The sequence below is a fragment of the Acinetobacter sp. LF10 genome (genome assembly GCF_048585715.1).
GTDB lineage: Bacteria > Pseudomonadota > Gammaproteobacteria > Pseudomonadales > Moraxellaceae > Acinetobacter.
The window spans coordinates 1,233,061-1,258,501 of the sequence record NZ_CP184160.1 but is presented as its reverse complement, the minus strand read 5'-3'; the positions used below and the strand labels follow the sequence as shown (position 1 = coordinate 1,258,501).

Here is a 25,441-nt window from a genome sequence, read left to right as displayed (position 1 = left end):
AAAGTCTCCGACAAACCCGGTACGGTTCAGTGCTCTGGAAGTACACTTCCTAAGACCTTTAAACACAACTCTAAATCAGCTCCATATTGGATTTCGTAGCTAAAACAATTCGCTTCTTTGACTAATTATTTTTCTGAATCAAAAATTCCTTCATTCTTAAAAATGTGATTGAAACTAAAAAAGCTCTCTTCGAGTGGACGATGATATTGAGGAACATAATTTGACTCTGATCTTAGCTCTACGTCGAACAAACTATGTTTACTAATAATCAGTTTGGTTAAAAACCCCTCTACCGCCTCAATGAGAAATAGCAATCTAATCTGAGCAGATTGCACCTGTTCAAATATATCAATCTCTTCTTGAGTTTGAAATGGATTCCATTCCTTATCAAAATTTAAAAGATTAGCTCGTATTTCCTCAAACAACACAGGAAGAAGTTCAACTCGGTTCTGTACTCGTGACATTCTTTTTTTCATTTGATTTCCATACCAATATATGAACAATTTAAAAATTTACAAATCACTGCTAAAATTGAACTATATCTTTTATTTTCGTTATCTATAGCATACTTTTACATTATATTTAGTACTATTAAAACAACCAATCATACCCTTAAAATTCTTTTTTATATTTCTAGCATAACAATTAGTTCAATAATATTGACGATTCATATTGTCTAAATTACTTTTTACCAATCAAGAATGATATCTACACGCGTAGAAGTTGTATTCCAGACCATAGTCTCTGTGGAATTTAATGAGACTTATTGTTTGGATGGGCAAAGAGATGGGTTATTAGATTGAGAAAATATTTACTTGATATGTTGAATCGATTTCAGTACCACACAAAAAAGAAGCACTGTTAGCTTAGAGTGATTTTTTTAATTTTCTAAGCATGGGTACAAATAGATTGTTTATTGATTTTTTTGCTCTAACACATTGCATGTAGAGATTGGGAAAATTAAGGGTTCTATAAAAAGTCTGAAAAATACAACCCTAACTCCCACTCTCCCCATCATACCCAAACAATTACAAGTTAGTTTGAAAAAACAAAGTTCATCATGGTGTGCATTCAGAACATCTATTTTTCAGTCCGATGAAGTTCTAAATTGTATGATTCAATCCAAAGTTTGATGAGGGGTAAAAGCACAAATAAAAAATAAGCCCTTGTAAAAACAAGGGCTTATTTAGATATTTGGCGGAAGCGGTGTCCGTCTAACAATAGTCCATAGCAATCCAACCCAATATTATAAAAATATATTTTTCAATAATTTAAAGTTTAATCCATCCAACTTTGTCTTGTCTATTCCAATCATTTCCAGTATTTTATGTGGGGTAGGTTGAGGGGTAACCAAAGATCATGCCAAAGAAATCTAAAGAGCTATCAGCACTCAGTGTAGCAAAAATTAAAACAACTGGTCGACACTCTGTAGGTGGTGTCGATGGCTTATGCTTGAATGTCGAAGGCAATTCTCGTGTTTGGATTTTACGTGCTGTTGTTGGCAAACGTCTCGATAGAGATGGAAAGTTAAAACCTCATCGCCGTGATATTGGTCTTGGTCCCTACCCTGAAGTTTCATTAGCTGAAGCCCGAGCTAAAGCAACTGAATTAAGATTACAAATACGAAATGGCATTGATCCAATTGCACATAAGCAGAAACAGCTTGAAAAATTGCATAGCCAAAAACTTCGTGACAAAACATTCATGGAGTGTGCGGAAGTTGTTATTGCCAATAAAACCCGTGAACTCAAAAATCAAAAGCATATTGGGCAATGGTCATCCACATTAGAAACCTATATCTATCCAACTTTAGGTAATCTCACCATTGGCACAATTACCAAAGTTGATATTGCAGAAGCTCTTAAACCAATTTGGATCGAAAAAAATGAAACAGCCAAACGTATTCGTGGTCGCATAGAAACTATTTTTGATTATGCTAAGGCTATGGGATATTTTGAGGGTACTAACCCTGCTGAATGGAAAGGTAATCTTGAGCCAATCTTAGGCAACTTAAAACAGGAATCGCGCCCTCATCCATCCCTGCCTTATGAACAAGTCGCTGAGTTTATTCAACACCTGAGACAGAAAAAAGGAATTTCGCCTAAAGCTCTAGAATTTGCAATTTTAACGGCCTGTCGTTCTGGTGAAATTTTTGGGGCGAAATGGCAGGAAATTGATTTTAAGAATAAAGTCTGGATTATTCCTAAAGAACGTATGAAAGCAGAAAAGGAACATCATGTGCCTTTGTCGAAAGAAGCGATAAGTTTGCTTGAATCAATTCAAAATCATACTCTAATTCAAGATTTCATCTTCCCTGCGCCACGGAGTGGTGAGATGCTTTCTGATATGTCTTTGACGACCCTAATCAAACGACTGCATGAGCAAAAGCTTAAAGAAAATGGCTTAGGCTATATTGATCCCAAACAAAACCGAGTCATTACAACGCATGGCTTTCGGTCTACTTTCCGTGATTGGTCGGCAGACAAAACAGATTACCGTAGAGAAGTGTGTGAACATGTTCTCGCACACAAACTTCCAGATAAGGTTGAAGCTTCTTATTTACGTGGAGGCTATTTAGAAAAACGTAAAGGCTTAATGGCTGATTGGGCAGAGTATTGCTCTACGCTTACACAATGACGTAATACATAAACCTTGTATTTAACCCAACCAAATAATAATCTTATTCTTTAATATTTATCATTGAGCCAACATGTCAATACAAACTATAAGCAGTACCATAACAAGATTAAATAAGGAGTTAGCAGATATTACCCATCGAATGAGCTTAGAACAGAAAAAGGGAGCTGATATAATTTCTAAAATTTTACAAATTCAAAATTCTATCGGGAAGACAACTAGCCCTTCTACATTAAAAACAAAGTTAACAGAAATTAGTCGGAAAGAACAAGAAAACGCTCGAATACAATCAAAACTTTCAGACTTGCAAAAGAAGAAAACTGATATTGACAATAAGCTACTGAAAGAAAAACAGAACCTTATAAAAGAAGAAATACTGGAAAGAAAAAAATTAGAGGCTCTGACTAAAAAACATCAGAAAGACGAAATTGAACATCAAAAGAAACTGAAACGTGAAATTGATGCTATTAAGGCTTCTACCCAATACATTACTGATGTTTCAATACCATCTTACAACAATACAATACCTGAGATTGAACCAGAATATGATTTGTTTATTTCACACGCTTCAGAAGATAAAGAAGATTTTGTCAGACCACTTGCAGAGACATTACAGCAACTTGGAGTAAAAGTTTGGTACGACGAATTCACGTTAAAAGTTGGGGATAGTTTGCGTCGTAAAATTGATAGTGGTCTCCGAAACTCTAAATACGGTACCGTTGTTCTTTCAACTGATTTTATAAAAAAAGACTGGACCAACTATGAACTTGATGGCTTAGTAGCCCGTGAAATGAATGGTCACAAAATGATTCTACCGATTTGGCACAGAATTACTAAAAATGATGTTTTAGATTATAGTCCGAATTTAGCTGATAAAGTCGCCTTAAATACTTCTGTAAATAGTATTGAGGAAATTGCCCATCAATTAGCTGATGTCATCTTAAATCGATAAGCACCTTCTAAGAGTTAAAATTTTGACTGAGATTTACAAATAACCTAATTCTCAGTCAACTTTTGCACACCCTGCAATTTAAACAATTTGCAATCAATAATTTAACTATAACTAAAACAATTTTTCTTTGATAAGTAGTACTAAACTCACAAATATTGAAGTGTGCTGAAACAATATATAACCAAATAATTTATATAAAATCATAAACTTAAAAAACACCTGCTCTTTAGTCATTTCCGCGCTTTAATATTTCTTCTGATATAAGAAATCACTTCTTTGTATTTGTCCTTTATTTTTTTATTTGTAATATATTAAACAAATAAGTTGAGTATATTACATGAAAATATCCTTACTCATATCCTCACTGCCTACGCAGAACACAACCACTCGGATGAGAGTCTGGCGATCTCTCAAAGCAAGTGGCGCAGCAATTCTAAGAGATGGGGTCTACTTACTCCCTATTTCCCATAGTGAAAAGTTTGATCCTATTACTAATGATGTTATCTCAGAACAAGGGACTGCTTATGTATTTCACGCAGACCAACCTATAAATCTTGAATTAGCTCCTTTCTTCAATCGAAAAGAAGAATACGATGTCCTCTATAAACAACTCTCTGAGTTGAGAGATCGACAGACTAAAGATGAAAAGAAAGAGCTACTCAAGCAAGTTCGTAAACTGAGAAAAAGTATCGATGCACTTGTAGAAATTGATTATTACCCTGATGAGACTCAAGCTCAGGTTTTAAATGAACTATCTTCATTAGAGCTTTCAATTGCACGTATTGGTGAAGCGAATGAACCTCAAGCAATACAAGCTCATATCCAACTATTAAACAAAACTAGTTATCAAAATAGAACTTGGGCAACACGTAAACGACCTTGGATTGATCGTCTGGCCTCTGCGTGGCTAATCAAGACATTTATTGATACTTCACCAACATTCATTTGGTTAGAAACGCCGAGTGACTGCCCACAAGAAGCATTAGGATTCGATTTTGATGGTGCAACTTTCAGCCACATCGATCATTGGGTGACCTTCGAAGTTCTTTTACATAGTTTTGATCTAGAAACACCCGCATTAAAGAAAATCGCTGAAATTGTTCATTACCTTGATATAGGTGGTATTGAACCTCCTGAAGCGCTTGGTATTGAAAAAATTATTCAAGGCATTCGAAGTCAAATTAGCAATGATGATCAATTATTTGAATTGTCCAACCATATTTTTGATGGCTTATATGCCAACCTTTCAAGAGAATAATCATGGAACAAGAACTGATTACACCACCAGAACCTGAGATACTGCCTGTTTCATTTTGGCAGGCTTTTCTGTTTTGGCTTAAATTAGGGTTTATTAGTTTTGGTGGACCCGCAGGCCAAATCGCCGTCATGCACCAAGAACTTGTTGAACAAAAACGTTGGATTTCTGAAAAGCGTTTTTTACATGCTCTCAACTACTGCATGTTACTGCCTGGGCCTGAAGCACAACAATTAGCAACCTATATCGGTTGGTTGATGCATAGAACCGTTGGTGGATTAGTTGCAGGAATCCTTTTTGTATTACCCTCTCTATTTATCCTGATTGGTCTGTCATGGGTCTATGTGAAATTTGGTGATGTCCCTATTATTGCTGGTCTTTTTTATGGGATTAAACCTGCCGTTGTTGCTATCGTTTTTCATGCAACGCACCGAATTGGTAGTAAATCATTAAAGAACAAATTCTTGTGGATGATTGCTGCATTAGCATTCGTTGCGATTTTCTTTTTTAACCTACCCTTCCCTTTGATCGTTTTCACTGCGGCTATTATTGGATATCTAACCAGTAAAAAATATCCGACCCTGTTTTCTGGTGGAAATTCACATCAACAAAGTAAAAAGGATTATGGTCGGGCTTTAATTGACGATGATACACCTACACCAGAACATGCAATATTTAGTTGGAAACGATTAGGCAGTATTGTGCTCATCGGTGGTCTACTATGGTTTATTCCTATCATTAGTTTAAGTTTAACTCTTGGATGGGATCACTCGTATACACAAATGGCTTGGTTCTTTACTAAAGCGGCACTTCTAACATTTGGTGGTGCTTATGCAGTATTACCTTATGTTTATCAGGGTGCTGTAAATTTTTATGGTTGGTTGAGCCCAACTCAAATGATTGATGGTTTAGCTCTTGGGGAAAGCACCCCAGGTCCTCTAATCATGGTTGTAGCATTCGTTGGCTTTCTAGGTGCATTTAATCAGGCATTATTAGGCTCAGAGCATCTATTCTTAGCAGGGGCTATTGGGGCAACGATAGTTACATGGTTTACATTTTTATTTTCTTTCATATTTATTCTGGCTGGCGCGCCTATCATTGAATCAACTCATAATGAATTAAAATTTACTGCCCCATTAACTGCAATCACTGCTGCCGTTGTTGGTGTAATTCTTAATCTCGCACTCTTCTTTAGCTATCACGTATTATGGCCAAATGGGTTTAGTCATCCCTTCAACTATGAAGCTGCTTTAATCGCAATTGCTGCATTTATTGCCTTATTCCATTTTGAAGTCAAAGTCATGTATGTCATTTTTGCTTCTGCACTATGCGGTCTAATCTTGCACACAGTCATATAACGATTTTATTTTTTGAAAAAATAAAGAGTAAGCTTAGGCTTACTCTTTTTTATTAGTGGCAGTGACGATCCCCTGTTTTACTATTCGTGTGACATCCCGAAGAATCAGTACCACCTGAATGAGCAAAAGCATTTGTTACCGCAAGCCCCATTAAACATACCAAGATTAGTTTTTTCATATTGTTTCCCTTTTTTATTGAACGATAAAACAAGTTTGAAATTGTACAACAAATAAACGATGCACTTCTAATCCATTAGTCGAAAAGAATTATTTAGGCCATTTTTGATGGTAGTCATCAATCACATATTCATGCACATGCACACCATTGATTTGATGCTGAATCACATGTTCGTGGTCTGCGGGTAAATCATCATGGCTATGTGCTAGAAAATCTTCATCTTTAGTTGTCCATAAGCGTAATGCAAGAATGAGAGCAATAATTGCAATAACAGCCATCGGAATAAAAGTCTGTAATGTGCCTATATTCGTACTCAACCATCCAACCAATGGATAAGTGATCAGCCAACAAGCATGGGAAAATGCAAATTGGGCTGCGAATAATGACGTTCTATTCTCACTTGATGCAGACTTGCGAATCAAACGACCTGTAGGTGTCTGTGAAACTGAATATCCAATACCAAGGACAAACCAAAGTGCTAACAAACCATTATAAGATGCAATCAAAGAACCACTGAATAATCCAATCACAAGAATTGTAGTTCCCGTCAACATAACAGAACGATCAGGAAACTTATCCAATATCTTTGGCAAAACAAAAGCAGATAACATTGATCCAAGACCAAATAAACCAAATGCCCATGTCGTTGCATTTTCGGTAAGCTTAAATGTCGATTGAACCAATACAACAGTATTTACAATTACAACAGCACTCGCCGAAGCAATGGCTAAATTTAAAGCAAGCAACGCCTTAAGTCTTGGCGTATTAAAATAAATTTTAGCTCCCTGCTTTATACGGCTATAAACACCTCTAAACTCAGGCACTTTGGCGACTGGTAATTTTGCACTTACCACAAACAAAGCAGAACCGATAAAACCTAATACTGTTCCTAAAAACAGATTATGGTAGCTCATGACAGTGAGTAAGAAGCCTGCCAGTATTGGACTGATAATATTTTCCAAATCATAGGCTAAGCGAGACAATGACAAAGCATTGGTATAGTCCTTTTCTTCAGGCAGAACATCTGGAATCATTGCCTGAAATGTTGGCGTAAATGCAGCAGATGCAGATTGCAAAATAAAAATGAGAATATAGATTTGCCAGATTTGTGTCACAAATGGTAGGCACAATGCTGTTAATGCTCGGATAATATCTAATCCAACCAATACCTGTTTTCTTGGTAAGCGCTCTGCAAATGCTGATGCTATAGGTGCTACACCGATATAAGCAATCATCTTAATTGCCAAAGCAATACCAAGAACTTGAGCAGCTTCTCCCTTGGCAATATCGTATGCCTGTAAAGCTAGGGCGATCGTGATTAACCCTGTTCCAATGAGTGCAATCACTTGGGCCAAGAACAAATGCCGATATGTGGTATTTTTTAGTACTTCTAGCATTTTATGGATTCCTTTTTAGAATCTGACATCTATAACGATTAAATCTCCTTGGAAGACTATTCCAAGGAGATTGATTAAAGCTTAAAAGACTTTCTTCATTTCACTAAACTGTCCTTCTACAAGTAGAGTTACAGTCACTGGATTTTCTGTACGGTTACGCCAGAACCAACCATGTTTACCATCAAAAGCTGCTTTTAAGACACCTTGTTGAGTTGTCTCATTCTTGCCTTTTCCATAGCCATGATAGAACCCTTTAGAGGCATTTACGGGATCACCATGAGTATCATAGTTAAGACCACCTCCTACAGCTTTCCAATCAAAGTTGACACTTGCACTTTGTGGCATCGTTAGTTTTACCTCTGTTGCCTGCCCAGGTTTTAACTCAATACTAATGCTCTCTTTATTAATCGCAGGCATGGTCATCTGAACAGTATCAATTGCCATTTGAGTCGGAGTTTCTACTGACATTTCTTCAACACTATTCACTACCTGTTGAGCATTGAGACCATTCACTGATTCTTGAGCGAGTGATTGTTTGATTTCACCCATTTTGGTTAAGCCAAGCACTTTACCTATACCCGTCGGATCAATCGCATACTCCGCAGGCATGACACAGGTAACCAACACGACCACAGCACTAACGGCAGCTATCGCTGTTGATTTAATTAACTTTCTTGATGAAGGTAATTCGATATCTTTTGGAATTTCAGCGTTATACATAATTTAGATCCTTATTGAGTAATGAAGCCAGTAAGTTGATAGCCAACAAGTAAAAAACCGAGGAACATGAGGAAAACATTGCTTTGATAGGCTGTTTTAAAGAAATATGGTGTCTTTCTCCAAAACGTCATCAATAACAAGATGATGCACAGAGCCATAAACTGACCTAATTCAACCCCAATATTGAATGAGATTAAATTTGCCAACAGTCCATCACTTGGAACCTCATATTCCTGAATTTTTACTGCGAGTCCAAAACCATGAATCAGACCAAAAATTAAAGTCGCTACTTTCATGTTTGGTTGAAAACCAAACCAACGCTGATAAGCCCCCAAATTATCAAGAGCCTTATAAACAATTGAAAAACCAATGATTGCATCAATGATGTAAGCATTTATCGAGATATTGTAATAAACACCCACTAGCATGGTAATCGAATGCCCAAGTGCAAATAGGCTGACGTACAAGCCGATATCTTTCATTCGATATAAAAAGAAGATAATGCCAACAAGAAATAATAAATGGTCATATCCAGTGACCATATGCTTCGCACCCAAATAGATGAATGGAATCACATGAACGCCATAAATTTCTTGAATGTAGCCCTTATCACCTTCTGCTACGCCATGAGCAAAAAGTGTAGGACTTGCCAATGTAATGAATAAAGTAAGTAATCGCTTTATGTAAGCACTTAATTTCACAATGTGTGAATCAATAATTTGCATGTATATCAAACTCCAAAATTTAAAATGAATTGAAAATCCATTCACTTTTTGGGCGGTTTAAAAATACGGCTTATCATCAAAAAAACATATTCTTTACACCAATCTAGAATCGATATCCCCTTTAATAGATGAGCTAAAGCAATCGATTTAAGTACGTCATAACCAACAAAATGTTCATAGTAGTTATCCTGATGACCATGTGAATGTTGTTGGCTGACCTCATGATGGTGCGAATGAATTGCGTCAATTGAAACGTGTCTCTGAAATTCATTTTCAGTTACATGCTCATTAAAGTGCAAACATAAAGCGAGACTGATCATGCAGACTAGCCACATCATCACAAATTTGCTTTGTTTATCTCGAAATATATTTGTCATTAAAGATGCCCCTAAACAACCTGTTCAGTAGCATCGTTTGATTTTCTTGACCAACCTTGGTTAAACCACACATATAAGGTCGGCAAAATAATCAAAGTCAGTAAGGTTGATGAAATAATCCCACCAATAACGACAGTTGCAATTGGACGTTGAACTTCAGAACCAATACCTACGTTTAAAGCCATTGGAATAAAGCCTAAAGAAGCCACTAAAGCTGTAATCAAAACAGGGCGCAGTCGTTCCATTGCACCATGTCTCACCGCATCAACGACACTTTCCCCTTGCATTCGAAGCCTTTGAATGGCAGAAACAAGAACTAAGCCATTCAGCACAGCCACACCTGACAATGCGATAAAGCCGACGGCAGCAGAAATTGAGAATGGAATATCCCGTAAAGCTAAAGCAATCACACCGCCTGTTAGTGCAAATGGTACGCCTGTGAATACCAAGACACTGTTTCTAACATTACCTAAAGCCATGTAGATCATGGCAAAGATCAGAATTAAAGCGATTGGAACAACAACCATGAGTCGATTCGATGCAGACTCCATTTGTTCAAACGTACCGCCCCAAGTCAACCAGTAACCCTCTGGTAATTTAAAATCTGCATTCAGCTTAGATTGTGCTTCTGCAATGTAACTACCAATATCTGTCCCACGGACATTTGCTGTGATAACAATACGACGCTTACCATTCTCACGAGAAATTTGGTTTGGTCCTTGAACATTTTTTAACTCGATCAATTCTGATAAAAGTACACTTGAACCATCAGGCAGATTTACAGGGACTTGATAGAGTTTTTCTAAATCTGTGACAGAGTTCTGATCCATTCGAACGACAATATCGAACTTTCGATCACCTTCAAATACCTTACCTGCTGTCTCACCAGTGATGAGGCTAGAAACCTGTTGCTGTACATCTTCAGCATCAAGCCCATAGTTAGCAATCATATCTTTTTTCAGCTCGACAGATACCATTGGTAAACCCGTCATCTGTTCAACTTTCAAGTCAGCAGTACCATTCACTCCCTCTAAAATTTTAGCGGCAGCATTTGCTGATTCGAGTAGCTGATCGAGATCATCACCATATATTTTCACAGCGACATCGGTACGGACACCTGAAATAAGTTCGTTAAAGCGCATTTGGATCGGCTGAGTGAACTCGTAATTATTTCCATAAACACCTTTAGCTACTCGTTCAATATCGGCAACGACTTCAGCTTTTGGTTTCTTTGGATTTGGCCATTCACTACGTGGCTTCAACATGACAAAGTTATCAGCTACATTGGGTGGAACTGGGTCAGTGGCGATTTCTGCTGTTCCAACTTTGGCAAACATGGTCTGAACTTCAGGAATTTTCACAATTTCTTTTTCAAGCGTGTATTGCATTTCAACGGCTTGAGTTAATGAAGTACCTGGGATACGCAAAGCATGTAATGCCACATCCCCCTCATCTAAAGAAGGTATAAATTCTGAACCTAAACGAGTTGCAAGACTTGCACTGAATATAAAGAATATTGAGACAATGGCGATCAGTAGATATCTGTGATTTAAAGACCAATCTAAAATCGGGCTATAAAACTTCTTAATAAAATGAACAATTTTTGACTCTTCTTCTTTAATTTCACCTGTGGTAACTAATGCCACCATTGCAGGGACAAAGGTAATTGAAAGAATCATTGCTCCAACTAAAGCCATAACAACCGTTGCAGCCATTGGTGTAAACATCTTGCCTTCAACACCAGTCAAAGTCATCACAGGCAGATAAACCAAAATAATGATCAATTGACCATAAAGAATCGCTTTTCGAGATTCCTTTGTTGCTTCAAACACAGTCGTAAAGCGTTCTTTTTGAGTCAGAATACGTCCTAACTCTTTTTGCTTCATGGCTAATTTAGCGAGAGATGCCTCGACAATAACCACAGCACCATCAACAATAATTCCGAAATCGAGTGCACCCAAACTCATTAAATTAGCACTGATCTTTTGGTTGACCATGCCTGTGATTGTCATCAACATGGATAACGGAATCACCATCGCCGTAATCAGAGCTGCACGGAAATGACCTAAGAATATGAAAAGCACCACAATGACTAGAATTGCGCCTTCAAGTAAATTCTTCTTCACTGTTTGAATCGTTGCATCAACCAAAGTTGTTCGGTTATAGACTGCTTTTGCTTCAACACCTTCAGGTAGCGACTTTTGAACCTGTTGTAGCTTTTGATCTACAGCATGAGCAACATTTCGAGAGTTTTCGCCAATAAGCATGAATGCTGTACCCAGTACAATTTCTTGCCCATCTTTGGTCGCAGCACCTGTCCGTAATTCATGACCAATCGATATTTTGGCAACATCTTTCAATCTGAGGATATAGCCATTGCTCGTCGTAATCGGAATATTCTGGATTTGCTCAATCGAGTTAATTTGAGAATCAGAACGGATTAAATACTGCTCACCATTTTTCTCAATGTACCCTGAGCCTCTGTTCATGCTGTTCTTAGAGATCGCCTCTAAAATCGCCTTTTGATCTAGCCCTATGCTACGTAAATATGCATAATCAGGCTGTACCACAAATTGCTTTAGATACCCACCAATGGTATTGATTTCATTCACACCCTCTACATTTCGAAGCTGAGGTTTAATGACCCAATCCTGTAAAGTTCTTAATTCAGTGGGTGAAAGTGGGTTTAGACTATTCTTGGCATTTTCAACGGTATACATGAAGATTTCGCCAAGTCCTGTGGAAACAGGACCCATTGAAGTCGATATGCCGCTTGGCAGTGTTGATGTCACGCCTTGCAATTTTTCATTGACAATTTGACGGGCAAAATAGATGTCCGTCCCTTCCTTGAATATCGCCGTGACCTGAGATAAACCGTATCTCGACACAGAACGTGTATATTCAAGATTAGGAATACCTGCCAAAGCTGTTTCAATCGGGTAAGTGACTTGTGACTCCATCTCCATAGGAGACAAGCCTTGTGCTTCACTGTTGATTTGGACTTGTACATTTGTGATATCAGGAACAGCATCAATAGGTAGTTTGAAATAGTTATAAACACCCAATGCAGCTACGAATAGGAAGATGATCAGTACAAGCCAACGATTCTTAATCGAAAGCTTAACAATTTGGTCAAACATGGTGCTACCCCTTAATGATCATGAGTAGCGCCAGATTTACCTAGCTCTGCTTTTAATAAATAAGAATTACCTGCCGCATAAACCTGACCTGCTTTTAAGCCTGACTTAACTTCAACAAACCCATTATATTTTTCACCCAACTCTAAAGGACGTGCTTCAAAGTCATTGCCTACACGAATGAATACCACATCCCAATCACGGAAGTTCTGTAAAGCATCTTCACGAACCACCATCGGCTTCAAGCTTTGATTTTCAAAAATATGTGCGGTGATCAATTGACCTGAACGCCATTTAAATTGGTTGGCAATTTCAACAAAGACTTGAGCAGTACGTGTTTTTGGATCAATGACATCACTGATGTATTTGATCGTCCCCAGTGCTTCTTCTGTGCCCGATTGAATTTGGGGTTTTACCGTCACCTTAGCATTCGGGTTAATTGTATTCAGCTTATCCGTAGGAACGTTGACTACTGCAAGTAATTGAGATGTATTGGCAATTTTAAATAATGGTGTAGCTGGTGTAACGTTTGATCCAACAGCCCCCAGCACTTGTAAGACTGTGCCAGACATCGCAGCCCGAACCTCAGTTGTACCGTTGCCTGAACCTCCATAAGAGCTGATTAAGTTATTCAGTTCATTTGCACTAGTTTGAGCGGCAGAAAATTCACGCTTTGCATTAATGTAGTCAATTTCAGGCGATACTCGTTTTTGAAATAACGTTCGTTCTTGCTCCATCTTCTTACGTGCAAATTGCAAATTATCCATTGCAATAGAACGCTCAGCATTTAAGCGAATCAAATCTTGGCTTTGTACTGTAGCTAACAAATCACCTTGACTTACTTTATCTCCAATCGTGCGATATGTTTTGATGAGCGTTCCGCTAGCTTTCGGTGTGATAAAACTTTCAAAATTATCGGGGAACTTCAATTCTCCCTTTAACTCTAAAGCATTTTCAAACATCATGGATTCAACTTTTAAAAGCTCTAAGCCGCTGCTCTTGATACTACTGTCTAACATGGTGACACGACCTTCTTTTGTGTCCCATTTCCACGTATATTTTTTACCTTGATAATCAACATTGACAATCATCAAAAATGAATGTGGTTCATAGACAATTTCATTACCGATCAAGTAATCACTCTCTGGTTTAAATTGAATATTTTGCTCTGCATCCAAACGTTTGATGTAGACATTTGCCGTTAACGCTTCAGGTTTAAGCGGTTTATCTTTGAAATACCCATAAACACGGAGATGTGGTTCTACGCCCTGCTCAAAGATTTTCACTTCCGCTGAGAAATCGCCATCACGATATAAACGTCCACCATGAGGTCCTTTCTCGTCACCTGCTACTGCAACTTTTACTTCTGTTGCTTCCCCATGTGCTGAAGAAGACTGAGTCTTTTGACCTGTCTTGTACCATGCCACAGCACATAACACGACAAGCAAGGCAATAATGCCCGTAGCCATTAAAGTATTGGTTGGTTTATTCATATTCTTGCCCTTATTCTTGATCTAAATGAGTAATGTAGTTGCGCTCGACTTCTGCAATTTCTGTCTGCAAAGCCAACCACAAATCGAATCGAGCAAGATGTTTGTCTAACCAAATTTGCTTAATGCTATTGAACTCAAGTAACGAGTTTTTCCCTGCTTGGTATCCCATCTCTGCAATGCGAAGACTTTCATTGGTTGCGGGCAAAACGGTTTGATCATATTGGTGGATCACATCGATTAAGTTAGAAACCTCAATGGACTTGTTTTCCAGTTCAATTTTAGAATTACGGCTAACCCATACAGACTGCGTTTCAGCTTTCATCTGTTCCGCTTGGGCAATCGCAATATTGCCTTTATTTCGGTTGAAGATATTGAGTGGTATTGAGGTTGAAACTTGGAATACCTTGTCATTGGTTTCTTGATAGTTTTTGACCCCAACACCCAAAGTGATATCAGGTATTGCTTCTTTACGAGCGAGTTCAAATTGTGTCTTTTTCAATTTTGAACTCAGAAACGCTTCTTGCTCAGCCAAACTAATTTTGTCTGTGAAATTAAAACTTAGAGGAACTTCTAAAGCGTTACTTGGTAGATTCGATGTGAACTTAGAGCACAGATTCTTCTGAAACTGCCCCTTTTTCACTTCATTTTGATAACGTAGTTTTGATTCAGATGAAAGTGCTGCACTGAGCTGAGCATCCGAAGGAATGACTCGCCCAAACTTGAGCCTTTCCGAAAGAACATTGGCTTGTCTTGCATTCAACTTGCTTTCTGTTGAATAAACTTCAGCACGTTGAGTTGCCACATACCAGTTCGCCATACAGATTCTTAAATCTGCTTTGAGTTCAGCCTGACGCTTTGCTATTTCGAACTGATTACGATCACCTTGAAAACTCGCAATTTGCTTTCTCAAGGAGAGTTTATTACTAAGAGGAATCTCTTGTGACAACCCTAACAAGGTTGTTGAGCCATCCAAACCCTTCAATTTGGAATTACCAAGATTATCCAACTCCACATTGAAAGTCGGATTATTTAATCTGCCAGCAAACTTTTGGTTGATTTCATAAGCTTGCTCGGACTGCTGTAGGCTATTGAGTACACCATCACTTGCGATAACCTGCTTTTGTAGTTCAGCATAATTCGTTTCCGCAAATGCGTTTGCTGCCGTTACTACAAAACCACAGCTAAGGAATAGCTGATAAATTTTAGACATGACTTTACCTATACAAAAAAATGAATAATTATTTTTTGTATATAAAAATCAATTTCTTAGAACAATAAGAGCTTTTGTATAGGTATAAGAATTACGTAAAATAAATATTCTTTTTCTAAAGTCAAATACCCGAATCTGATGTTCAGATAACTTTAGGAACAGAAAAATAAGAGCAGTGATAAAACTTAGAATAAACACAGGGTCTATGCTTAGATCACTATCAGAAGAAATAGGCTTCACCGAGTGATGGTAGATTGGCTCATCAAAATTCTTCCAAGTGTGTGTTTCTACATCATGATCAGTCATACTTGTAAAAGAATCACCTGAGTGCTGCAAAGACCAATGACTTGATGCATCATCTTCCACAACAATACTTAATTCATGTTGGTGTTCAATATTTTCAAGTAAAACAGGTGCCCACGCATGAACTCCCGTAATTGTTATCGTAAACAAAAACAGGATAAATGCGAGTATAAGCTTAGACAACCTACTTGAACGCATGACGATGGACATACTTCTGATTTGCTAACAAAATACTAAAAAGTGTTATTAAAGTAAATCTAATTTAACTTCACATTTACACATAAATCAATTTCAAATCGCCTACCTCCAATTTGCAAAAAAAGAGTACGAATACTCTTTTTAAATTCAATTCAAAGCCTGAACCGATTGCTGCAAGCCTTTCTGAATATCCTGCACATGGTTCAGATCATGCGTTTGCTGATGTTCTGATTTAGATTCATCCGTGTAAAATTCCTCAACAATATCCAGTCCCTCATCCCCAGCAACTTCAAAACTGGCATTGCCATAACCCTGCCTTGCCACATGATCCAACGCCTCCTGATAAAACCCTGCTGCTTTGCTCTGTTCATCCATCTGCTTGGCTGAACTAATCGCATCTTTCAAGTTTGTGCCATCACGTAGAGTTAAATCTACGTAGTAAATTGGAGTGCGGTAACTTTGCGTAGTGCTCTTGCCTCTTAAAGTCAGTTGCAATGGCAAGCATGAAAGTAAATCGCCTGATGCGGCATGGTAATAACGCAGCCGTGCTGCCAAAGTGCGGATACTATTAAAGCCAGTGGTTCTAAAGATGAAAGTGCCAAACTCATCCGATTCATCTAAATTCACATACAGCCGCCCATAAGGTTTACACAACCCACCCTGTGCCAATGGACAAAGATCAGGTGATGGACATGGATGCTGTTCAATACCATTTTGTCCCAGTCGCTGACAGGTTTCTCCATTACCTGAGCAGATTAAGCGTCCAGTTTGGCGGTCAAATAGGCTGTACTCTGCCCGTAGATTCAGTTCAGGATCGTTAAAGATCATGCGTACTGGAATGGTTCTGAGTTTCTGGTTTTGTGCTTTGGCACGTAACTGTTCATCCAGTGGATGTTTCACCCAACCATCCTTATTTTGGATTTGACTAGTAATGGTAAATTGATCGTCCTTTTCAGGCAGTCGTTTGCCGTTCTTTTCCACGATCTTGCCAATGCTGATACGACCTAATACAGGTGGGGTAATAGCTAAACCTTTAATCATGATGATGTCCTCTATATAGATGTATAAATAAAATTTTGGGCATAAAAAAATCCCATACCTGTTGAAGTATGGGATCGGTTGGTGTTTGTTGATTTGATACGTAGTCGGGAAATAAATGCTGGATCGTATCTGCTCTATCCACCATTCGGATAAATCTGAAATCTTCGCGTTCCTGCTTTAGTTTGAGGGAACTGCTGTAGATATTCAGGATGCTCTTTCAGTAAGGATTTACTGTCTAGGCTGATCGAATCTTGTGACTTTTTCCAAGTGACAGAACCACCCGTAAACACTGCTCGTTCTGCCTCTTTCATCAGCATTTGTAATTGATGTTTGAGTTCATCGAAATACTGTTGGTGTTGTTCAACTTTATGTCGTTCCTCTAATAACTGGTTAAATAGGTAATTCGCTTGTTCATTTTGAGTGAGATCTTCCACCAGTAACGGCGTTTGTGCTGGATAAAGTTGCTGCAAGGCTTTAGCTGCTGAATCAGAGGCATCTACACTTGGCGGAATGCCTGTTTCGACACATTGCCAAAAGTGGCGTTCGGCATTAATGATGTGCTGAATTACGGTTTCGTTACGTGTCACCTTATAGATTTTGCTTTCATGTCCACAGATCAAGGCACAGATATGCGCGGCTTGTTTACCTGTCACCGCAAGTTGATGCTGTACCTGACACAGTACATACAGTGGTACACCATCTCGCCAAAGCTTAGAGCCATATTCCCCCACGGTTTTACATTCCAAGATTTGAACTTCTTCACTACCAACTACGGCATAATCCAAATTCGCCAACATAAAGTGTTTGTCTTCATCGGGATGCTGTAGCACTGCATTGACACGACGTACCTTATTATTGGTGTGCATGCTGTAGTACTCAGCGACTAAAGGTTCTAGCTGCTTGCCCCAATATAAGGGTGCATAGCCTGCACTTTCGTCCTCAATGTTTTGTTGCATCCGACCTGTTTTGATCATCCATAGTTCTAGCATCGACATATACGGATTGAGTCCACATGCGGTGGCTGCATCACTGCTACCAATGCCCTGCTTTCGAACTTCCAGCCATTGTTGGTAATTTATCTGCTTGGTGTTGGCAAGACGTTTGGCTACAGGAGCTTTGGTTTTACGTGGCTGTTTATTTTGAGCGTCGGTTGTGTGACTCTGTGGATGACGTTTACTTCGAGTTCCCATCTCAACCTGTTGAGTGGGTTGATTTAAGTTAGGTACATAGGGTTGTAAAGGTGGATGGTTTAAGGTGTTTTGAATTTGGGTATGGCTATTCATATTGAATATTCCTGTATGAGTAAAATCGTAAAAGCTAAATTTCGGGCATAAAAAAAGCCACATCTGGAGAATGTGGCTAAAGGTGTTTGTTGTGCTTTACGGTATTATCTTATGTTTAAATTAAGCGGCTTAGCTTAAATAAAACTGAATAAATGGTGTGCTTTTCTTAACTAACCCACCATTCTCAATGCCTGTTCCAAGCCTCGTTGCTTGATCACTGCACCTGCTCCAAACCATGCTGAATCGAGTCGATGGTCAGTACTCATGGCCCGACGCTCATGATCTGTGAATTCCGTAATGGCACACAGTAAACCATACGCCGTATCTTTGGCTGAGCTGAGTTCTGCACCACGCCCATGCCCGTTAAACATGGTCATGACTTTCGACATGGCTCGTCCATTCGGTTCAGTTTTATTATCAGCTTTGGTTGTTGTGTTGATGCCTTGATTCGGCATGGCTGCATTTCGGTAAAACTGCACAATGCTTTCATCCTGTTCTGCTGTACTGAGACTGGTGTTATTAAACACCGCATCAAAATAGGCTGCTGCTTCTTGTTGAGTCACTTTACGCTGACTAAGCTGTTTCATCTCATACATGTGTTCATCCCATGCACGCACCGAAATCCCCAATTGCTGTTTGACTTTCTCAGCATCAAATCGGGTACTGTGTGGAACTTTGACCACACCTGAATTACCTTGCTGTCCACGTAGAGCGATTGCTAAGGTGTTGTTACACACCACTCGAATACTGGTGAACTGTGCTGTCGTTGCCAATGTACCATCACAAGCTGTCGCTAAAAGAATATAACCATTGCTGACGTCTTTACCTTTTAAAGCGGAAGTCTGTCCTGTTTTCGCCAATGCCCAGAACTTTTTACCACCTTTGAGTACGCCTGCGGTTTCCAGTTCAAAGCCTGATTGTTCGGTCAGGTCACGATAGAATTCTAAAATCTCTTTAGGTTGCACTTCCTGAAAGCGTTGACTCACCACGGATAGAGGTGCATGGGTATCAGAACGGTAAAGTACTCGTTGTTCCTCAAAAGGCATGATGATGCTTTGCCCTTTTTCATTTTGAGCCATGTAACTGACATCGGAGGATTCGATGCGCCAATCCATGCCTGCCTGTTGTGCCCAAACCTCGATGGGTTGGTTTTGAGTGAGTTGATTACCTAAGCCGTGCCAAGGGGTTTGTCCTACAAATGCCATTGTTTCAACTAAATGTGCCATATGAATAATTCCTGTATCAATTTTGAATGGGTAAAGCGTTAGATTTGAATTTTGCTGAATACTTAATTGCGTAAATTTGGGCTAAAGCTGCGGTCACAGTGATTGCAGTAGTACTGTCTGCGATAAGTTGGGTGTAGTGGTTGTTGCTGTTCATCTTCAGTAATCAACATCCAGATACCACCGATCAGCACCCCAACGATTGCGCCTGCAATTGGTGGGATATTTAGACTTTTGGAAACACTCACGCCTAATGTGGCAAGTGCCATCGGTGACATCACACTGTTAGAAATGGGGTTATTGGTTGAAGTACTGGGTAAATGTTGCGGTGATTGTAGTTGTACCGTCTCTCGGGACTGGCAATAAGGACATGGCAAACTCATTGTGGTAGTTCCTGTAAATGAATAAAAAAGCCTGCTGGGGAAGCAGGCAAAATGATTGCGATGTAGTTGAAGCATGTATTGGTGCGGTCTCGAATGGAGAAGCACCGTTCTCATTTAGATACTATGTATTTGTATTTTTTTAGAATGCGTTTTTTATCATCAGTTTTAGGCAATTTTTGAATGAAGGTTAATAGATCAATTGACCTGTTTTTTAGCAACGATTATCATGCAAGGGCTGACCTACATTGTCAGTCGGTTTTAGCAGACCGTTGTATATAGCGCATCAGACTTATTCTCTTCTGAGGGTAAGCTCTATGTGAAACCTTCTCGTCCCCCTTTGCGGTAGAACGGGAGGGGGACGCGTTCGCGCGTGCTGGTTCTATATGCCCAGTCTGCTAACCCCTTTTCGTTCTGCCACCATTATTTAGCAGTGATGCGGTAGAACTTCTAATGCATATAGGAGTCAACCATGACGCAATTTACTGTGCTTTATTCCCCTGCACTTGCTCCGCCTCTCAGGCATTTCATCCCAATTCATTTATCGCACGCTTTCGCTGTGTCCTGATTGATTCAAGGCATTCATCAACTACTGCATCCATTTTGGTCAGTGGTGTTTTGTGCTGGATAAAAATCATGAAATTCATCGCACAGCTTATTTTGGTTGTCATCGTCGTGGTGGCTCTTGGGCCAAGCTTTATTTTATTGCTGGTTTTTTTATGGCTGCTGGTCTATCTGGCAGGTTGGCATAAATAGGTAATCCATCACGATTTTAAAAACAACACATCACCATGAATTGGAATATCTATGAAATATCAAACGTGGTTCGGGGTCATTACTCTTATTCTTAGTAGCAGCTTACTGATTGCATGTGACAGCAAGGTCAAACGTGACTTTAAAGCAGGCTGTCAGGCTGGTGGTCTAGATCGTTCAACCTGCTCCTGTATTTACGACAAGGTTGAGGCGCACTACTCGCCTGAGTTTATGGAAAGCATGGCAGATGTCACCACTCGGGAAACCATGCAACCACCACCTGAATTTAACCAAGTGATGGCGAATGCTGTACAGCAATGTAAAGAATAAGGCAGGGATCAAAAATGAAAAATTATTTAATTATCGGTTACATCGTTATCGCAGTGATTTGCTCAGTCTATTTCAAAAATTGTAGCAGCACCGCTCACCTGCCTTATTCCTACAACCTCGGTAAAGCAGCGGTCTGGCCTGTCACCATTTTTAGGAAATAAATAAGCATAAGGAGATTCAAGATGAAGAAACTATTTTTAGCTTTGGGGCTGAGTGTGTTGTGTGGTTCTGCTTTTGCCAAAGCCAATACCGTCACTGTCGCCGTAAAGAAAATTGAAGGCTTTGGCGAATCAGGTGATGCATTTACGTTTAAAACGACTTCAGGCAAACGCTATATGGTGTACAACGCTGGTGGCGCAAATCCAATTCAGGGTGAAGAATTGATTTCCAGTTCTGCCAAATCAAAAAAGGCGGTTTGCCTACGCCTGAGTACAGAGCAGACCCAACCACGCATGGTGGAATCAGTCCGTTCAGGTAAATGTAAATAACGATCTCAATCATCAAAACAATAATGCAAAAACCAAATGATTGGTTGAGCCATGTGGCTCAACCAATGCAATCAATAAAGAATTTAAGAATAGGAATTGAACAATGAATCTGATCAAGTCATTGCTGTACTCAAGCTTGCTGATCGCTAGCCTCAGTGCATGCAGTCCACCCACTGAAACTAAAGCAAAAAGTGAAAATACCGCGTCACAAACCACTGAAGATCCAGCAGATGATAAGTTTAAAACGACGATGGTGGATAGCTCTGAATATGACTTAAATGGTCCACCTGTTGAACCCGTACAAACAGCACCGCAGGAACAGTTTGAAGTCCGTGTTCGCCGTGAAGAATCTCAATACTCGATGACAGGCTATACCGATTTGTTGAACATCATGTCATTGAATGATGCGCCAACCACCATCACAGGGGTTTTAATCAACCGTGGCAATTGTAGAAGCAAAGGCACTTACGATTACCAAAATATGCGTTATGGTTCTGTGGCAAAGGTCTACTTAGGCTGTTCTGCCGAATATGTACGTGAAGTGACCATCACGACCAGCAGCGGTTTGACCTATACCTATAATTTTTAGGTATTCAAAACATCAAATTCTGATGCGTTTGCTAACGTAAAATTTGATGTTATGCCCGACAAAACTGCTGACTGATTCCAGTCAGCAGTATAGCCAATTTGATACTAAAAACGGCAATTTTGATAAGCTCAGGCTTTGAAAAGATTAGTCTTTGTTTTAGAAAAATAATGCTTTTTTACGGTTAGATTATTTTTCCATATTTTGCAGTAAATCTTTATATTGCGAGCTAATTGTTGTGTTTAAGATCATATATTCTACACATTTTGTACGTTCTGAATTTCCACTCACTGGTGTATAGGCAGAACACAACAACACCTTGGTTTCTGTTTTGTTCTCTGGTTTGAGCAGTCTATCTGTCACGCTGAATTTAATATCTAAATCATATCTACTAAGAGCATTAATTTTTTTTAATCGTTCAGATATTTCTTGCAAGAATGCCAACGGCTTCATATCCGTTTTTTCTTGTTGAAGTAACAAATCAACTGTATTAAAAAACTTAGCCTTATCAGGCCTATTCTCTGGATTTACGTTCTCAAGTTTGGCTAATTCTCTCTTACAAATCTCATTGCGTTTATTGTCTTTTTTCTCTTTGTTAATTTCATACAACCACAATGCGACTAAATCAGTCTGCACTGAAATATTTTTTTCATAGTGATGATCTACATTCGACCTCAGATCCAGTGTTTGTAAAATCTTATTGATTTCATGTAATTCTTCAATCTTGATCCCCTTTTGACCATTATCAACATCGGCAACGTCATGATAAAACCAGACCCGATGTGCAATGTATTGCAGAAAAAATGTCGTCATACTATCCGCAATATTCTCAGTGGGTTCATCAATTCTTAAGTTATAGCTTAAGTAATCATACCTTAATGACCCTTTTTTTACTTCTTTGTATTCCACAAATGAGGTTGTAAATTTTGGTGAAAAAAAGCGTAAATAATGATTGAGTGGCCTAAACATTTTTGCGATATCAATTGGATTGCTCAGTTCTGCTTGATATTCGCCGTCAGCACTATGTTGATACTTTTCAATAATTAACTGAAAATAAATATAGTCATAAACCAGTTGATCAATAGGTAAATCAATCAACAAATCCGAAATGTAGTATTCACGTGTTGTGTCAGCAAGGAAATTTTCGATTTCAAGATGCTTACTAATCCTACTTACATTTTCTAAAAACTCAGGCTCTCTATATTTAATAATATTCACGACTTGCTCGAGCGTAAGTGCATGAGATTTTAAAATATCCTCAGATATACCTAGGACTCCCGTTTCAAAATAATTAAAAGCATGATCTATAAAACGATTATTTTTAAACAATGAAGATATCAGTGTTCTCTTCCGCTCTGAATCTAAGTTGTGACATGTATAAAATTCAAAAAAATCATTAACAAAATCATCATGCATTTCATCCCTTAACCTTTTCATATTGCTTATAAGTTTAGGGTGACTTTTATCAAGTTTTTGAATTGTAATTGATTGAACAATCAGGTTTCTGAATACGTGATGAATAATTTCCTTTGGGAATTGTATGTTTTTTGAGCTCATGTTAAAAAATAGAATTACGAAATGGACTTAATTCGAATTACATTAGCACAGAATACTCTCGTAATCGGAGGGTTTTCCCATGCAAAACAATCAGCTATCACTAAAAGTTCTACGTATCAAAGAAGTTGTAGATATCACGGGTATTTCCAGATCAAGTATCTATGAGCTTCTTAACCCGAAGTCGCCTCGTTATGATCCTACCTTCCCCAAATCGATCAAAATTTCAGTATCTGCCGTAGGCTGGTTTCAACACGAGCTTAATGCTTGGCTTTTATCGAAAAAAGCATAAGCACCAAGTGCTTATCTTTTCAATCACGCAGAAACAGTAATTTACCGATATTAAGGATGGGGCTTGATCTCAAGTCCCCTGATACACCGTTATTGTCTCTGATCTTTGCTGATGTAGTTTATATGATTAATATATATACCTAATATATTCAATAAGTTATTTAAATTCATTAAATATATTAGATCAATTCATCATATCTCTATTCTACACATACTATAGGTCAGATTTAGACAATTGTATTTTTTTACTAATTGGAGCTATATCTATGGGACAAGAATACCCAGATGTAAAAACAATTGACTTAACACCTACGACACTAGAAATGGCACTTCGACTTGAACCTCATGCTTTGATTGTAGGATCAGATTTAGATGAGTTAGAAGAATCATCATCTGATGAACCAACTGAAGATTTACCATCACCATATAACGATGAAGTTGGTGAGGCTATCGAGCATTACTATGCCTGTTATCCTGAAACAGATGATCATAATGAATTCTCAAAACATCATTCAATCAGCTTATTTAAGAAGAAACAATGGAATCCAGCAATTAGCGTTTGCAGTAATGCGATTAGCTTATGTAACGAAGTAAATCTACAGAAAGCAACCTACCTATATCAAAAAGATAAGCCTAAATCAGGAAGCTTATTCAATGATAAATGGATGCTTATATATCCTCCAATACTAGAGCTGATCCGAAACTTTCTAGTTAATTCAAAGAAGCTGAAGTCCTCAATAAGCTATAGATGCGAGCAATATGATGCGGTCATGGCTGCTTTTAATAAGATATTAAGACCGTATCAAGATTGTATTTATGACTTAATTGCATACCCATATGACCAATTGAATGAAGTTGATACCAGTGGTGTACCTACAGGTCAGAAAATCTCTGTCGCTATGCTCATTAATCAATTCATTAAAACGTTATTTGAATATTTACATTCTCCAAAATATGTACAGCGTGTGAATGATCGTCGAAAGGTAGCGAGGCGGCGTGAAAAAAAAGTACTCCAATATATCAATAAACTTCGTAAACATTACTCACGTTTAATTGGTGTACGTGTTGACTTGTATCTACCCGACGACAAGAAAAATTTTACGCCTAAAGAAATCGTAAGTAATTTCCATACTTTAATGCAGAAGCTGCGTCGTAGAGAGTCTGTACATTTAGCAGGCTACGTTACGAAGCTGGAATATGGCGTAGATCAGGCCTTACACCTTCATTGCTTTTTCTTTTTCAATGGTAGTCATCACCGTGAAGATATTAGCTTAGGCCGAATGATTGGTGAAATGTGGGATCAGCAAATTGATGGTCGACATAGCTATTTTAATTGTAATACCAGCAAGAATCGTAAAAAGTACAAATACGATGCCTTGGGTGTGATCAATCGTGATGATCAAAGCAAGTACGACAATATCGCGAAAGTTATTCACTACTTTGCCAAGTTTGAACAGTACGTCTTACATAGCAACTTAGAACGCATCAAAACACTCAATACAGGCATTTTACCTCATCTCCGTAAAGAAATGGGGCGACCAAATCTAACTAAACATTATTAATCCATTTAAC

The 25,441-nt window shown here is 38.5% G+C and carries 24 protein-coding genes; 9 read left to right on the top strand and 15 right to left on the bottom strand.

Annotation, left to right across the window (positions count from 1 at the left end; all coding sequences use genetic code 11):
• Positions 1-125: 125 nt before the first annotated feature.
• Positions 126-476, bottom strand: coding sequence for a hypothetical protein (locus ACN19N_RS06080; RefSeq protein WP_420002195.1), 351 nt, complete (start codon positions 474-476; stop codon positions 126-128).
• Between the two features lie 883 nt (positions 477-1,359).
• Here ACN19N_RS06080 and ACN19N_RS06075 point away from each other — a divergent pair.
• From ACN19N_RS06075 to chrA, 4 genes are all read left to right on the top strand, one after another.
• Complete coding sequence (locus ACN19N_RS06075; protein WP_340600959.1) at positions 1,360-2,637, top strand: tyrosine-type recombinase/integrase; 1,278 nt, start codon at positions 1,360-1,362, stop codon at positions 2,635-2,637.
• A gap of 73 nt (positions 2,638-2,710) precedes the next feature.
• Complete coding sequence (locus tag ACN19N_RS06070; protein WP_005058259.1) at positions 2,711-3,589, top strand: toll/interleukin-1 receptor domain-containing protein; 879 nt, start codon at positions 2,711-2,713, stop codon at positions 3,587-3,589.
• Positions 3,590-3,926: 337 nt separating this feature from the next.
• A complete protein-coding gene (locus ACN19N_RS06065) occupies positions 3,927-4,847 on the top strand; it encodes a chromate resistance protein ChrB domain-containing protein (protein WP_334009883.1) in 921 nt (306 codons plus the stop codon).
• 2 nt (positions 4,848-4,849) lie between these two features.
• On the top strand, positions 4,850-6,202 hold the full coding sequence (chrA, locus tag ACN19N_RS06060; protein ID WP_257736397.1) for a chromate efflux transporter: 1,353 nt from the start codon (positions 4,850-4,852) through the stop codon (positions 6,200-6,202).
• 52 nt (positions 6,203-6,254) lie between these two features.
• On the opposite strand, the gene ACN19N_RS06055 is transcribed toward chrA, so the two are convergent.
• The 13 genes from ACN19N_RS06055 to ACN19N_RS05995 all read right to left on the bottom strand — a co-directional run bounded on the left by ACN19N_RS06055 (position 6,255) and on the right by ACN19N_RS05995 (position 19,870).
• Positions 6,255-6,380, bottom strand: a complete 126-nt coding sequence (locus tag ACN19N_RS06055; protein ID WP_000733641.1) for a YHYH domain-containing protein — start codon at positions 6,378-6,380, stop codon at positions 6,255-6,257.
• 89 nt (positions 6,381-6,469) lie between these two features.
• The gene (locus tag ACN19N_RS06050; protein WP_334009892.1) at positions 6,470-7,777 is read right to left on the bottom strand and encodes an MFS transporter; all 1,308 of its coding nucleotides are present in this window, start codon (positions 7,775-7,777) and stop codon (positions 6,470-6,472) included.
• Positions 7,778-7,858: 81 nt separating this feature from the next.
• A complete protein-coding gene (locus ACN19N_RS06045) occupies positions 7,859-8,497 on the bottom strand; it encodes a transmembrane anchor protein (RefSeq protein WP_087548237.1) in 639 nt (212 codons plus the stop codon).
• 11 nt (positions 8,498-8,508) lie between these two features.
• On the bottom strand, positions 8,509-9,222 hold the full coding sequence (locus tag ACN19N_RS06040) for a HupE/UreJ family protein (protein WP_087548238.1): 714 nt from the start codon (positions 9,220-9,222) through the stop codon (positions 8,509-8,511).
• Between the two features lie 41 nt (positions 9,223-9,263).
• Positions 9,264-9,599 carry a hypothetical protein gene (locus ACN19N_RS06035; protein WP_340600957.1) on the bottom strand — a complete coding sequence of 112 codons (336 nt, stop codon included), beginning with the start codon at positions 9,597-9,599 and terminating at the stop codon, positions 9,264-9,266.
• Positions 9,600-9,610: 11 nt separating this feature from the next.
• Positions 9,611-12,739, bottom strand: a complete 3,129-nt coding sequence (locus ACN19N_RS06030; protein ID WP_334009900.1) for a CusA/CzcA family heavy metal efflux RND transporter — start codon at positions 12,737-12,739, stop codon at positions 9,611-9,613.
• Between the two features lie 11 nt (positions 12,740-12,750).
• Positions 12,751-14,229, bottom strand: coding sequence for an efflux RND transporter periplasmic adaptor subunit (locus tag ACN19N_RS06025; protein WP_334009903.1), 1,479 nt, complete (start codon positions 14,227-14,229; stop codon positions 12,751-12,753).
• A 10-nt stretch (positions 14,230-14,239) separates the two neighbouring features.
• On the bottom strand, positions 14,240-15,439 hold the full coding sequence (locus ACN19N_RS06020; protein ID WP_334009905.1) for a TolC family protein: 1,200 nt from the start codon (positions 15,437-15,439) through the stop codon (positions 14,240-14,242).
• A 48-nt stretch (positions 15,440-15,487) separates the two neighbouring features.
• Positions 15,488-15,940, bottom strand: a complete 453-nt coding sequence (locus tag ACN19N_RS06015; RefSeq protein WP_005058242.1) for a hypothetical protein — start codon at positions 15,938-15,940, stop codon at positions 15,488-15,490.
• 147 nt (positions 15,941-16,087) lie between these two features.
• Positions 16,088-16,981, bottom strand: coding sequence for a hydrolase or metal-binding protein (locus ACN19N_RS06010; RefSeq protein ID WP_334009908.1), 894 nt, complete (start codon positions 16,979-16,981; stop codon positions 16,088-16,090).
• Between the two features lie 134 nt (positions 16,982-17,115).
• Positions 17,116-18,264 (bottom strand): lambda-exonuclease family protein, encoded by a 1,149-nt coding sequence (locus ACN19N_RS06005; protein WP_334009910.1) that lies wholly within the window; start codon positions 18,262-18,264, stop codon positions 17,116-17,118.
• A 170-nt stretch (positions 18,265-18,434) separates the two neighbouring features.
• The gene (locus tag ACN19N_RS06000) at positions 18,435-19,490 is read right to left on the bottom strand and encodes a DUF932 domain-containing protein (RefSeq protein ID WP_334009913.1); all 1,056 of its coding nucleotides are present in this window, start codon (positions 19,488-19,490) and stop codon (positions 18,435-18,437) included.
• A 62-nt stretch (positions 19,491-19,552) separates the two neighbouring features.
• Positions 19,553-19,870, bottom strand: a complete 318-nt coding sequence (locus tag ACN19N_RS05995) for a hypothetical protein (protein WP_241321001.1) — start codon at positions 19,868-19,870, stop codon at positions 19,553-19,555.
• Between the two features lie 804 nt (positions 19,871-20,674).
• Here ACN19N_RS05995 and ACN19N_RS05990 point away from each other — a divergent pair.
• The 3 genes from ACN19N_RS05990 to ACN19N_RS05980 all read left to right on the top strand — a co-directional run bounded on the left by ACN19N_RS05990 (position 20,675) and on the right by ACN19N_RS05980 (position 22,027).
• On the top strand, positions 20,675-20,950 hold the full coding sequence (locus ACN19N_RS05990; RefSeq protein ID WP_334009922.1) for a hypothetical protein: 276 nt from the start codon (positions 20,675-20,677) through the stop codon (positions 20,948-20,950).
• A 182-nt stretch (positions 20,951-21,132) separates the two neighbouring features.
• Entirely contained in the window at positions 21,133-21,438 is a 306-nt protein-coding gene (locus ACN19N_RS05985; RefSeq protein ID WP_334009924.1) for a hypothetical protein, read from the top strand.
• A 103-nt stretch (positions 21,439-21,541) separates the two neighbouring features.
• Positions 21,542-22,027, top strand: coding sequence for a hypothetical protein (locus ACN19N_RS05980; protein ID WP_004808213.1), 486 nt, complete (start codon positions 21,542-21,544; stop codon positions 22,025-22,027).
• A 186-nt stretch (positions 22,028-22,213) separates the two neighbouring features.
• Here ACN19N_RS05980 and ACN19N_RS05975 read toward each other — a convergent pair whose 3' ends face one another.
• Positions 22,214-23,440: a hypothetical protein gene (locus ACN19N_RS05975; protein ID WP_334009928.1), complete on the bottom strand. Its 1,227-nt coding sequence runs from the start codon at positions 23,438-23,440 to the stop codon at positions 22,214-22,216.
• 220 nt (positions 23,441-23,660) lie between these two features.
• Between ACN19N_RS05975 and ACN19N_RS05970 the strand changes: the two genes are divergently transcribed.
• Positions 23,661-23,870 (top strand): helix-turn-helix transcriptional regulator, encoded by a 210-nt coding sequence (locus tag ACN19N_RS05970; RefSeq protein WP_334009931.1) that lies wholly within the window; start codon positions 23,661-23,663, stop codon positions 23,868-23,870.
• 265 nt (positions 23,871-24,135) lie between these two features.
• Complete coding sequence (locus tag ACN19N_RS05965; RefSeq protein WP_334009934.1) at positions 24,136-25,431, top strand: YagK/YfjJ domain-containing protein; 1,296 nt, start codon at positions 24,136-24,138, stop codon at positions 25,429-25,431.
• The last annotated feature ends 10 nt before the right edge of the window (positions 25,432-25,441 follow it).